This window comes from Paraburkholderia sp. BR10923, from assembly GCF_040948765.1.
Taxonomy (GTDB): Bacteria; Pseudomonadota; Gammaproteobacteria; order Burkholderiales; family Burkholderiaceae; genus Paraburkholderia; species Paraburkholderia youngii.
This window is the reverse complement of sequence record NZ_JBFPKO010000001.1, coordinates 54,002-66,320: the sequence shown is the minus strand read 5'-3', so window position 1 is coordinate 66,320 and position 12,319 is coordinate 54,002. Positions and strand designations below refer to the sequence as shown.

At 66.2% G+C, this 12,319-nt stretch carries 10 protein-coding genes; 5 read left to right on the top strand and 5 right to left on the bottom strand.

What is annotated here, in order from left to right; all coding sequences use genetic code 11:
- Window positions 1–25 precede the first annotated feature (25 nt).
- From AB3X94_RS00325 to AB3X94_RS00315, 3 genes are read right to left on the bottom strand one after another with little or no spacing between them, the layout of a single operon-like run.
- A complete protein-coding gene (locus AB3X94_RS00325; protein ID WP_176105450.1) occupies window positions 26–442 on the bottom strand; it encodes a Rieske 2Fe-2S domain-containing protein in 417 nt (138 codons plus the stop codon).
- A complete protein-coding gene (locus tag AB3X94_RS00320) occupies window positions 439–1,098 on the bottom strand; it encodes an HAD-IA family hydrolase (RefSeq protein ID WP_368610549.1) in 660 nt (219 codons plus the stop codon). The genes AB3X94_RS00325 and AB3X94_RS00320 overlap by 4 nt, the downstream gene beginning before the upstream one ends.
- Window positions 1,091–2,140, bottom strand: coding sequence for an RluA family pseudouridine synthase (locus tag AB3X94_RS00315; RefSeq protein ID WP_368610548.1), 1,050 nt, complete (start codon window positions 2,138–2,140; stop codon window positions 1,091–1,093). Before AB3X94_RS00315 ends, AB3X94_RS00320 begins: the two co-directional genes overlap by 8 nt.
- Window positions 2,141–2,879: 739 nt before the next feature.
- Between AB3X94_RS00315 and AB3X94_RS00310 the strand changes: the two genes are divergently transcribed.
- The 5 genes from AB3X94_RS00310 (at window position 2,880) to AB3X94_RS00290 (ending at window position 9,795) form a co-directional block, all read left to right on the top strand.
- Window positions 2,880–6,098: an Rne/Rng family ribonuclease gene (locus AB3X94_RS00310; RefSeq protein WP_368610547.1), complete on the top strand. Its 3,219-nt coding sequence runs from the start codon at window positions 2,880–2,882 to the stop codon at window positions 6,096–6,098.
- Window positions 6,099–6,291: 193 nt separating this feature from the next.
- The gene (gene moaA, locus AB3X94_RS00305; RefSeq protein WP_176105446.1) at window positions 6,292–7,401 is read left to right on the top strand and encodes a GTP 3',8-cyclase MoaA; all 1,110 of its coding nucleotides are present in this window, start codon (window positions 6,292–6,294) and stop codon (window positions 7,399–7,401) included.
- A gap of 11 nt (window positions 7,402–7,412) precedes the next feature.
- On the top strand, window positions 7,413–8,039 hold the full coding sequence (mobA, locus tag AB3X94_RS00300; RefSeq protein WP_176105445.1) for a molybdenum cofactor guanylyltransferase MobA: 627 nt from the start codon (window positions 7,413–7,415) through the stop codon (window positions 8,037–8,039).
- 61 nt (window positions 8,040–8,100) lie between these two features.
- Window positions 8,101–9,417, top strand: a complete 1,317-nt coding sequence (gene glp / locus AB3X94_RS00295; RefSeq protein WP_368610546.1) for a gephyrin-like molybdotransferase Glp — start codon at window positions 8,101–8,103, stop codon at window positions 9,415–9,417.
- A gap of 102 nt (window positions 9,418–9,519) precedes the next feature.
- Window positions 9,520–9,795, top strand: coding sequence for a hypothetical protein (locus tag AB3X94_RS00290; protein ID WP_008923126.1), 276 nt, complete (start codon window positions 9,520–9,522; stop codon window positions 9,793–9,795).
- A 56-nt stretch (window positions 9,796–9,851) separates the two neighbouring features.
- Here AB3X94_RS00290 and AB3X94_RS00285 read toward each other — a convergent pair whose 3' ends face one another.
- Window positions 9,852–11,300, bottom strand: a complete 1,449-nt coding sequence (locus AB3X94_RS00285) for a DNA recombination protein RmuC (protein ID WP_176105443.1) — start codon at window positions 11,298–11,300, stop codon at window positions 9,852–9,854.
- A complete protein-coding gene (locus AB3X94_RS00280; protein ID WP_368610545.1) occupies window positions 11,297–12,286 on the bottom strand; it encodes a 2-hydroxyacid dehydrogenase in 990 nt (329 codons plus the stop codon). Before AB3X94_RS00280 ends, AB3X94_RS00285 begins: the two co-directional genes overlap by 4 nt.
- Window positions 12,287–12,319 lie beyond the last annotated feature (33 nt).

Here is a 12,319-nt window from a genome sequence, read left to right as displayed (position 1 = left end):
GACAGTGGAAAGATTGGAGAGGAAATCAGCGCGTGACCGGCAGCAATTCGCCGTCAGGCAACCAGAATACCGCACGACCCTCAGGCGTATCGCGTTCCTCGACCTGCACGGCGCGCAATCTGCCCCCGCGACACGGCCCACCGACGCATTTGCCGGTATCCGGCGCGTAAATCGCGCCATGTGTCGCGCACATCAAGTATAAGCCGGACGATTCGAAGAACTGCCCTTCCTGCCAGTCGAGTTCCATCGGCACGTGAGCGCAGCGGTTCAGATAGCCGTACGCGCAGCCATCATAGCGGACGAAAAACACCACGGCATCCTGCCCGCAGAGCCGCGCGTCGCGCCGGACGCCTTCCCCACCGTCGACCAGATCCTCGGCCGCGCAAATGCGCACCGCCTGCGCAGCCGCGGCCGTCGTGGCATTCACGCCGTCGGCGCTCATGCGTTCTCCCGCAGCCAGCTGGACAAATCGCTGATGCTCGACGCAACGAACTTAGGCGACATCGCATTCAGCGAATTCGCCGGATGCGCGCCGTAAGTCACGCCGATGCCCGCCACGCCGGCGTTGAGCGCCATCTGCAAGTCATGCGTCGTATCGCCGATCATGACCGTGCGCGCCGTATCCTGCCCCAACTCGCGCGTAAGCTCGTGCAGCATTGCCGGATGCGGCTTCGAGAAGGTTTCGTCAGCGCAGCGCGTGCCGTCGAACAGGCTCGTCAGACGTGCCTGATCGAGCGCGCGATTGAGCCCGACGCGGCTCTTGCCCGTCGCGACCGCGAGCAGATAGCCGACGTCGCGCAACTCCTGAAGCATTTCGCGCACGCCGGGGAACAGCTCGGTGGTCTGGTCCTTTACCAGAAAATGAAAGCGATAACGCTCTGAAAGCCGCGAATAGTCGGCAGGATCGAGCGTCGGCGCGGCGATCTGCAGTGCGTCGCGCAGGCCCAGGCCGATTACATAGCTCGCGGCTTCGGCGGCGGGAACCGGCAGGCCGAGATCGCGACACGCCGCCTGGATGCTGCGCGTGATATGCGCGGTCGAATCCATCAGCGTGCCATCCCAGTCGAACACGATCAGGTCAAATTGCTCTCTAGCCATGCAAGGTCGTCTCCGGGTTGGACCCAGTGCGTAGTTCGTTGAGTTGTTCTATAAAGCCGCGGCAGTCGGCCGGCAGCGGCGCCTCGAGTTGCAACGGCGCGCCGGTGGCCGGATGCGTGAGCTTGAGCCGGTAAGCGTGCAGAAACATACGCTTGATCCCGGGCTTCGCGTTCGCGCGCGCAAGAGCCTTGTTAAGCGCGAAATCACCGTATTTGGCGTCGCCGACGATCGGTAGCGCCAGATGCTGCAAATGCACGCGAATCTGGTGCGTGCGCCCAGTTTTCAGTTCCGCCTCCAACAGCGCGTATTCGGGCCAGAGGTCGACCAGATTGAAAATCGTGTGCGAAGCGAGGCCATCGGCCTGCACGCGCACGCGGCGCTCGCCGTCGGCGGTCAGGTATTTGTGCAGCGGCTCCTTCACCGCGCGACGGCGCCCCCAGTCGCTTGCCCATTCGCCGTGCACGCACGCGTAATAGCGCTTGTCCATCTGGTTGTCGCGAATCTGCTCGTGCAGATTGACGAGCGCCGCGCGCTTCTTCGCGAGCATCAGGATGCCCGAAGTCTCGCGATCCAGCCGGTGCACGAGTTCGAGGAATTTCGCCTGGGGCCGCGCCGCGCGCATCTGCTCGATCACGCCGAACGCGACTCCGCTGCCGCCGTGGACCGCGACGCCGGCTGGCTTGTCGATCACCAGCAAATGCTCGTCTTCGAACAGAATGTGAAAGCCCGCCGCGGGCACGGGCACGTGGGCTGCGGCCTGATTCGGCTGGGCGACGCGGATCGGCGGTACGCGCACGAGATCGCCCAGTTCGAGCCGGTATTGCGCATCGATCCGGCCCTTGTTCACGCGCACTTCGCCGCTGCGCAGAATGCGGTAAATATGGCTTTTCGGCACGCCCTTGCAGACGCGCAGCAGGAAATTATCGATGCGCTGACCAGCCGATCGGTCGTCGATTTCGATCAGCGAAACCTGGTCGCCCGAAATCGAGCCTTCGACCGCGCCTGCAACCGATCTCTGGGATGTTTTGCCTAACTCTTTCATTCTGAATATAATTTGCCCAGCAGTCCGCGACGGCCGGCGCGGTGTCCGCACAGCGTCCGGAATGCGGGTGGATTGCGCGAGCGCAAGCGATAAACCGTTATTTTACTTGCGCCGGGGTCTGGTTGCTCACCCTGAAAATGAGATGCAACAAGTTGCACGCACGAAGTCAGCACCCGGCAGGGACGGCGCCCGCAGGCGCGTTCGGTCAAGGTCGGCTTCGACGGTAACGGAATTTTGGTAAAAAAGAATTTAGCTTCCAGCTTCGTGATCCGGGTGGTATGACGCCCTGCTGGACGAAGCTGCAAGTCGCGAAAATACGGCGTGCGCCCGAGGCGTCTTGTAGAAAGTACAAGACATGGCGACGTCAAAAGAAAGGCGAGACACCCCCAGCAGGAAAAGACGCGCCGCCTGCGCGAACTTCCCGTTGCGGCATGACCGCGGACTTCGGCCCTTCGCTCGCGCGCCCAGTTGGCGCGCCCGCTTCACAGGACGAAGACTTATGAAGGTCTGCTGGCTAAACGCGGCGTGTCAGGCCATGATTTGAAGCCGTGTTCGCATGTGCCCTGCGGCACCGTGCCCATCTTTCCATCGGGCCGGGCCCTCTCAGGCAATTCTCCCGCCATCTTTCCCGCTCCAGCGTGCTTGTGAAAACACAATAAGACGCGGCACGCCTGCCCTTTACGCTCTCGCGACTGACAACCGCGCAGCTGGGCCGGCGAGGCCGCTCTGGAGCCGTTCAATGAAACGAATGTTGTTCAATGCGACGCAGCAGGAAGAACTGCGCGTCGCCATCGTCGATGGGCAAAAACTCATCGACATTGACATCGAAACCGCCGGGCGCGAACAGCGCAAAGGCAATATTTACAAGGGCATCATCACGCGCATCGAGCCGTCGCTCGAGGCCTGCTTCGTGAACTACGGCGAAGACCGCCACGGCTTCCTGCCGTTCAAGGAAGTCGCCCGGCAGTACTTCCGCGATGGCGTCGACATGCGTTCTGCACGCATCCAGGACGCGCTGAAGGAAGGTCAGGAACTGATCGTCCAGGTCGAAAAAGAAGAACGCGGCAACAAGGGCGCGGCCCTGACCACGTTCATCTCGCTCGCCGGCCGCTATCTGGTCCTGATGCCGAATAACCCGCGTGGCGGCGGCGTGTCGCGCCGGATCGAAGGCGACGACCGTCAGGAACTGCGCGAAACCATGGCGCAGCTGCAACTGCCGGAAGGCATGAGCATCATCGCGCGCACGGCCGGCATCGGCCGCAGCGCCGAAGAGCTGCAATGGGACCTGAACTACCTGATGCAGCTATGGCGCGCGATCGAAGCCGCGTCGCAAAGCGGCACGGCCGGCCAGCCGATGCTGATCTATCTCGAATCGAGCCTCGTGATCCGCGCGATTCGCGACTACTTCCAGCCCGATATCGGCGAAATCCTGATCGACACGACCGAAATCCATGACCAGGCACGCGCCTTCATGGACATCGTGATGCCGGATAATGTCAGCAAGGTGAAGCGGTATCACGACGACGTGCCGCTGTTCTCGCGTTTCCAGATCGAGCACCAGATCGAAACCGCGTACTCGCGCACCGTGCCGCTGCCGTCGGGCGGCGCGATCGTGATCGACCACACTGAAGCGCTCGTCGCGATCGACGTGAACTCGGCGCGCGCCACCAAGGGCGCCGACATCGAGGAAACCGCCGCGCGCACGAACCTCGAAGCCGCCGACGAAGTCGCCCGCCAGCTGCGTCTGCGCGACCTGGGCGGGCTGATCGTGATCGACTTCATCGACATGGAATCGGCCAAGAGCCAGCGCGAAGTCGAGCAGCGTCTTAAAGACGCGCTGAAGCACGACCGCGCCCGCGTCCAGATGGGCAAGATTTCGCGCTTCGGCCTGATGGAGCTGTCGCGCCAGCGTCTGCGTCCGGCGCTGTCGGAAGGCAGTCACGTCACGTGTCCGCGTTGTAACGGCACGGGTCACATCCGCGATACCGAATCGTCCGCGCTGCAGGTGCTGCGGATCATTCAGGAAGAAGCGATGAAGGAAAACACCGCGGCGATCCACTGCCAGGTGCCGGTCGAAGTGACCGCCTTCCTGTTGAACGAGAAGCGCGCCGAAATCAACAAGATCGAGTCGCGTTTCAAGGTCAACGTCGTGCTGATCCCCAACAAGCACCTCGATACGCCGCACTACAAGCTCGAGCGTCTGCGTCACGACGACGCGCGCCTCGACGATCCGCGCGCATCGTGGAAGATGGCCGAAGAAGCAGCCCGCGAGCTCGAATCGGAAACCGGCTACAGCAAGCGCACCGAGGAAGTGAAGCCGAAGCAGGAAGCGGCGGTCAAGGGCATCACGCCCGAGAAGCCGGCTCCGAGCGCGCCGGTCCGCCCGGCGGCTACCCCCGCTCCGGTCGCGGTGACGCCGGCCAGCGGCGGCTTCATCGGCTGGCTGAAGAATCTGTTCGGCATGCAGCCGGCCGCTCCGGCACCTGCCGCACCGGCCACGACCGACAAGCAGGCCCGTCCGCAACGCGGCGAACGCGCCGAGCGCGGTGAGCGCACCGGCGAGCGCGGCGGCGATCGCAACCGCAATCGCCGTGGCGGCGCAGGCGGCCGCGACGCGGCAGCGCGTGGCGAAGGCGTCACCGGCGGCCGTCAGCCGCAAGCTCAGCAGCCGTCGCAGCGTCGCGAGGAACGCGAAGGCCGCGAGGCACGCGAGGGCCGTGAGCCGCGCGCGCCGCGTGAGCAACGCGAACCGCGTGAGGCTCGTGAAGGCCGCGAACCGCGCGAGGCTCGCGAGCCGCGTGAAGCACGCGAACGCGACACCCGCGGCGCCGAGCGCGCGGAAGCAGTCGAAGGCACGGCACGCGCCGAACGTCAGGAACGCGGTGAGCGCCGCGAGCGTGGCGAACGCGCTGAACGCGTCGAGCGTGGCGAGCGTCGCAAGCCGCAGGCGGAAGCCGCCGCGGCACTCACGCAAACCGACACGCAAGCCGCCGACGAACTCGCCCGCAACCGCGCCGCAGCCGGTGAAAACGGCGTGCCGGTCGATCAGGAAGCGGTCGCACGGGACGGTGAAGAGCGTCGTCGTCGCCGTCGCGGCCGTCGTGGTGGTCGTCGCGAGCGTGAAGAGGACGTGAATGGCAACCTCGCGGCGGACGTCGCGGAAGCGGAAGGTGACAACGTTGCCGCCAGCGACGAAGCGCCGGTGCGTATCGAGCAGCCTGTCGAGCACACGCGTACGGTCAGCGAAGCGAAGGACGTGACCCCGGTCGAAGTGGTGGTCGCCGCTGTCGCAACGCAAAGCGCCGTCGTGACCGAACTGCATGCGGCAGCCGAAACGCCGGCTCTCGCCGCGGAAAATGCCGCGAAGACCGAAAAGGTCGTGCCAGTCGAGCAAGCTCCGGTGGCGGCGCAACCGGCTATCGAAACGCCGGTGCAAGCAGAGCAAGCCGCGCCGGCCGCGAGCGAACCGGTCGCGCCGGTTGCTCCGGTCGAACCTGCCGCGCATGCCGAATCGCCGGCAGTCGAGCCGGCGCTGGAAGTGCAGCCGACCGTCCCGACCGAACCGCAAGCCGCCCCGGCTGCGCTCGACACCGCGGCTCCGGCCACGATCGTCGAGGCACCGGCAGCCGTGCCGGCACCGCAGGCCGAGATCGTCGAGCCGCAACCGGTCGTCGCGCCGGAACCGGCCGTGTCCGAACCGGCGCCTGTCGCCGCGGCCGCGCAGCCGGCTCCCGTGCGCAGCGCAGCGCCCGCCGCCGCATCGGCCGATGCATTGCAGCCGATCCTCGAGCAAGCTGGCCTGATCTGGGTGAACACCGACGCCGACAAACTGCGTGCCGCGCAGGAAGCGGCGGCGCAGACGGTCAAGCCGCCGCGTGTGGTCCGTGAGCGCAAGGCGCTGCCGCCGGTCGACAACACGCCGATGCAACAGGTCGAAACGATCAAGCATCCGCAGTAAGCCGCGTCGTTGTACTAGAAAAAGCCCGCCCTTCCCGGCGGGCTTTTTTTTGGGGGGTGACCCATCCTGGCCGCGAGCCGCGTCACGTCGCTCCCCGTAAACCCCCACCACGTGCGCCGGCCGCCTGCCACCACGGGCATTTCCGATAGAATTAATCATCCGCCGTCCGATAAAGCCTCTGACGAAGCACTTCATGTCACGACGCATCATCCCTGTTGCCGATTTCAGCGCGGCGCCGGTCATCACCGGCCCAGAGCAGACGCCTAGCGGCGCGCTGCACGATGCGCTCGCGCGTCCGCTGCACGATCTGCGCATCTCGGTGACGGACCGCTGCAACTTCCGTTGCGTCTACTGCATGCCGCGCGCGGTGTTCGACAAGGACTATGCGTTCCTGCCGCACAGCGCGCTGTTGAGCTTCGAGGAGATCGAGCGGCTCGCGCAGCTGTTCGTCGCGCATGGCGTCGAGAAGATTCGCCTGACGGGCGGCGAGCCGCTGCTGCGCAAGAACCTCGAATTCCTGATCGACCGGCTCGCCCGCTTGACCACCCCCGCCGGCCGTCCGCTCGATCTCACGCTGACCACCAACGGCTCGCTGCTGGCGCGCAAGGCGCGCAGCCTGAAGGACGCCGGCCTCTCGCGCGTCACCGTCAGCCTCGACGCGCTCGACGACGCACTGTTTCGCCGCATGAACGACGCCGACTTCGCGGTCGCCGACGTGCTCGACGGCATCGCCGCCGCTCAGGCGGTCGGGCTCGCGCCGATCAAAGTGAACATGGTCGTCAAACGCGGTACCAACGACGGCGAAATCGTCCCGATGGCGCGTCATTTCAGAGGCACGGGCACGGTGCTGCGCTTCATCGAGTACATGGACGTCGGCACCTCGAACGGCTGGAACATGACCGAAGTGCTGCCTTCCGCCGACGTCGTCACGCGCATCGCCGAGCATTTCCCGCTCCTTCCGCTCGAAGCGCACAGCGCCGCCGAAACCGCGCAACGCTGGGGCTATGTCGACGGCGGCGGCGAGATCGGCGTCATTTCGAGCGTGACCCGCGCGTTCTGCGGCAATTGCACGCGCGCGCGTTTGTCGACCGAGGGCAAGCTGTACCTGTGCCTGTTCGCATCGAGCGGGCATGACCTGCGCGCGCTGTTGCGCGGCGGCGCGAGCGATGCCGAGATCGCCACCGCCATCGCCGAAATCTGGCAGGGCCGCAGTGACCGCTACTCGCTGCTGCGCGGCAGTCAGCCGGCCGATTCGAGCGAGGCGGCCGGGCATCGCGTCGAAATGTCCTACATCGGCGGCTGAGCGGCCGGCGCATGTCCATCCCCCGCGAACAGATCACCGGCCTCGTGCTTGCGGGCGGCCGCGGCACGCGCATGGGCGGCGTCGACAAGGGGCTGCAACCGCTGCACGGCGAAGCGCTCGCCGCTCACGTGCTCCGACGTCTCGTGCCGCAGACCGGCCCGCTGATGATCAGCGCGAACCGCCATCCCGACATCTATGCCGCGCTCGGCGCGCCGTATCGCGCGACGGTCGTCGCTGATACGCTCTCCGACTTTCCCGGCCCGCTCGCCGGCATGCTCGCCGGACTGCGTGCCGCCGGCACGGCCTACCTGCTGAGCGTGCCCTGCGATTCGCCATGGCTGCCGGCCGACCTCGCCGCGCGCCTCGCTGATGCGCTCGACGCAAACCACGCCGATATCGTGACCGTCACCACCATCGACATCCGTGGCGAGACGATGCTGCACCCGGTGTTCGCGCTGATGCGCACCGCCGTCGCGGACGACCTGGCCGCGTTTCTGGCCGCCGGGGAACGCAAGGTCCGCGCGTGGTACGCGCGCCACAAGACGGTCGAAGTCGTCTTTGCCGACGAGCGCGCGTTCTACAATGCCAACTCGTTACAAGAACTCGCCGACCTCGAACGGAATCGAGGCCCCGGCTGACATCCGCTCCGGCCGCACGGCAATAGCCGCGCCCGTCTCCGGTCGCGACGCCCAGCCATTCATGACCACGCTCAACGACTTTTCACGCTGCGTCGCGCAGTACGATCCTCATGCGCTACCCGTCCCGGCCGCTCAGGCGATCGTCCGGCAGTGGGCGACGCCCGTGGCGGCCGTCGAGCGCGTGGCATTGCGCGACGCGCTCGAGCGCGTGCTCGCCGCCGACATCGTGTCGCCGATCGACGTGCCCGCGCACGACAACTCCGCGATGGACGGCTACGCGTTCAATCACGCGGCGCTCGCGGCCGGTACGCGAGGCGGCGCGGACAGCGTCGAGCTGACGGTCGCCGGCAAGGCGCTCGCGGGCCATCCGTTCACGGGCCGCGTCGCGGCGAACCAGTGCGTGCGCGTGATGACGGGCGCCTGCATGCCCTCCGGCTGCGACACCGTCGTGCCGCAAGAGCGGGTCGAGCGCGATAGCGCGGATTCCCCTTCGATCCGCTTCGCGGCCAGCGCGCTCCCGGCGGGCGCGAACCGCCGTCGCGCCGGCGAAGATCTCGCGCGTGGCCACGTCGCGCTGCATGCCGGGCGCATCGTGCGCGCGTCGGACCTCGGTCTGCTCGCGTCGCTTGGCATCGGCGAAGTCAGCGTGCGGCGGCGTCTGCGGGTTGCGTTCTTTTCGACCGGCGACGAACTGCGCTCGCTCGGCGAACCGCTCGACGCCGGCTCGGTCTACGACAGCAACCGCTACACGCTGTTTGCGATGCTGCGGCGTCTGAACGTCGACGCCCTCGATCTCGGCGTCGTGCGTGACGAGCCGGCCGCGCTCGAAGCCGCGCTGCACAGCGCCGCGGCCAATGCCGACGTGGTGCTGACTTCGGGCGGCGTGTCGGTCGGCGAAGCGGACTTCACGAAGCAACTGCTGCAGACTTTCGGCGACGTCGCCTTCTGGAGTCTCGCGATGCGCCCCGGCCGGCCGCTCGCGTTCGGCCGCCTGTGGTCCGGTGCACAGCCGGGGCTCGGCAAACCTGCGCTATTCTTCGGCCTGCCCGGCAATCCGGTCGCCGTGATGGTGACGTTCTATCAGATCGTGCGCGAAGCGCTGCTGCTGATGGCCGGCGCGACGCCGCGGCCGTTGCCGGTGATTCACGCGGCGAGCCGCGTGGCGATGGACAAGCGCGCGGGCCGCACCGAATTCCAGCGCGGCATCGCCGAACAGGACGCGCACGGACACTGGCACGTGAGCCCGACCGGTTCGCAAAGCTCCGGCGTGCTGAGCTCGATGAGCGAAGCGAACTGCTTCATCGTGCTTGGCCACGACGAGGGCGAAATCGACGTCGGCGATCGCGTGTCGATCATGCTGTTCGACGGTCTCATCTGACGTTCCAGGCGACGCATCGATCGCACGACATCGGCACTACATCAGTACCTGATCCGCACTCCACCCACTACCACTACTAAGACACACTGGGGTTTGACTTACATGAAAAAACAGATCTCGTTCATCGCACCAGGACAGACGGCCAAAGCGCTGATCCTCGTGTATCTGACATTCTCGGTGCCGATCGTGCTGCTCGGCGTGGTGGTCGCGTTCGTGCGCTATGGCTCGGTGGAGCTGAGCACCGTGTTCAGCGCGCTGCTGTTGAACGCGATCCTCGGCTTCGTCCTGTTGTGGATCGCGTGCCACGCGTACAACTGGGTCGCGTCGCGCTTCGGTGGTATCGAAATCCATCTGGCCGACGCACCGGAAGAAGCGTGACGGGCGATGCGCAGGAGCGGCTAGCTGAAAGAGCCTGAATTCCAGCGCCTCGCCCCTCATTGCTCATCGGGTTCCACACCCGACAGCGCATCGCCGAGCAGCCCACTCGCCTCCTCGCCCGGCAACGCTTCGACGTCGCGCAGCTTGCGGTTCATCATGCGCGTGCGCGTTTCGGCGGCCTCGATCGAACGTGTGACGGTTTCGAGCTGCGCCTTGGTCCTCGCGAGCACGTCGCCGAATTTGCCGAACTCCGTTTTCACCGCGCCGAGCACCTGCCACACCTCGCTCGAACGTTTTTCGATCGCGAGCGTGCGGAAACCCATCTGCAGACTATTGAGCAACGCGGTCAGCGTGGTCGGCCCCGCAATCGTCACGCGATAGTCGCGCTGCAGCAGATCCGTGAGCCCCGGCCGGCGCAGCACTTCCGCGTACAGGCCTTCGGTCGGCAAAAACAGCAGCGCGAAGTCGGTCGTATGCGGCGGCGCCACGTACTTCTCCGCGATGGTGCGCGCCTCCGCGCGAATCCGCACTTCAAGCGCGCGCGATGCTTCCTCGACCGCGACCGGATCGGCGCGCTCCTGCGCCTCGATCAGCCGCTCGTAGTCCTCGCGCGGGAATTTGGCGTCGATCGGCAGCCATACCGGCGTATTCGCGCCGCCCGGTTCCGGGCGCCCCGGCAGCCGAATCGCGAACTCCACGCGATCGGCGCTCTTCGGCACCGTCGCGACGTTCTTCGCGTATTGATCGGCGGTCAGCAGTTGTTCGAGCAAGGCTTCGAGCTGCACTTCGCCCCACGTGCCGCGTGTCTTCACGTTGGTCAGCACGCGCTTCAGATCGCCGACGCCCGCCGCCAGCGTCTGCATTTCGCCGAGCCCGCGATGCACCTGTTCGAGCCGGTCGGACACGAGCTTGAACGATTCGCCGAGCCGCTGTTCGAGCGTCGCGTGCAGTTTTTCGTCGACGGTGCGGCGCATCTCCTCGAGCCGCGTCGCGTTGTTCGCCTCGATGTCCCTCAGACGTTGCTCGATCGTCGCGCGCACTTCGGCGAAGCGCCGGTCGTTCGCCTCGGTCAGTTGCCCGAGCTGCAGGCTCAGCGTGTCGCCGAACTGCTTGAGCGAGCGGCCCTGCTCGTCGCGCGCCTGCTGCGCCTGCGCCTGCAGGCTGTGACGCACGGCGTCCAGCTGCTGCGCAAAGCCGTCGATCTTGCCGCCCTGCACCGTCGTCATGCTGCCGAACTGCGCGGCGAGGGTTTGTTGAAACTGCGCGAAGCCGCCGCTTTGCTCGGTGCGCGATACACGGGCGGTCTCGGCGATGTCGTTGCGCAGTTGCCGCTCGAGCCGCTCGGCGGTATGCACCTGAGCATCGACGACGGCATCGACGCGTTCGTTGAGCATCGCGAACTGCTCGTGCTGCTCCGTGCGGTCATGACCGCGCACCAGTAAGGCCAATGCGATCACGAGGGCGACCGCCAGCACCGCGACGGCCGCCACCAGAATCATCGTCATGAACGCGCCTTGCCGATCACGTCGGGGTTGATCGGATTCGGCGGCTGACCGGCGCGCGGTCCTGCGCCGAGCCCGGCGATCAGATTGTCCGCGGCGAGGTTCGCCATCGCACGGCGCGTGGTTTCGGTCGCGCTCGCGATGTGCGGCGTCAGCACCACGTTCGGCACGCTGAGCAGCGCCGGATTCAGATTCGGTTCGCCCTCGAACACGTCGAGACCGGCCGCCGCGATGCGCCTGTCACGCAGCGCGTCGGCCAATGCCGCATCGTCGACGATGCCGCCGCGCGCGATGTTCGTCAGCGTCGCGCTCGGCTTCATCAGCGCGAGTTCGGCCGCGCCGATCGTGTGGTGGTTGTTTTTGGTGTACGGCAGCACCAGCACGACGTGGTCGGCGCGCCGCAGCAGATCCTCTTTCGACACGTATTCCGCGTTCAGCTCGGCCTCGATTTGCGGCGCGACGCGCGAGCGGTTGTGATAGATGACTCGCATTTTGAAGCCCTGCGCGCGACGCGCGAGCGCCTGGCCGATGCGGCCCATGCCGATCACGCCCAGCGTCGAGCCGTACAGGTCGCTGCCGAGAAAGCCGTCGTAGCTCCACTTCTGCCAGAGCCCCGCGCGCAGCCAGTGCTCCGACTCGACGATGCGGCGCGCGGCAGCCATCATCAGCGCCCAGCCGAAGTCGGCGGTCGATTCGTTCAGGACGTCTGGCGTGTTGGTGCCGAGCACGTTCGCCGCGTTGAACGCGGCCATGTCGAAGTTGTTGTAGCCGACTGCCATGTTCGACACGACGCGCAAACGCGGCGCCGCGGCGAGCACGGCCGCATCGATCATCTCGCCGGCCGTCAGCGCGCCGTCCTTGTCGGCGAGACGGCGCTTCAGCTCGTCGGCGGGCAACACGTCGCCCTCGTTCCAGTCGACGTCGAAGTATTGTTTGAGCCGGTCGATCACATCGGGAAAGATCGAACGGGCAACGAGGATTTTCTGCATTGCAAGTCTCCGTATCGCACGTCGAGGGAGTGC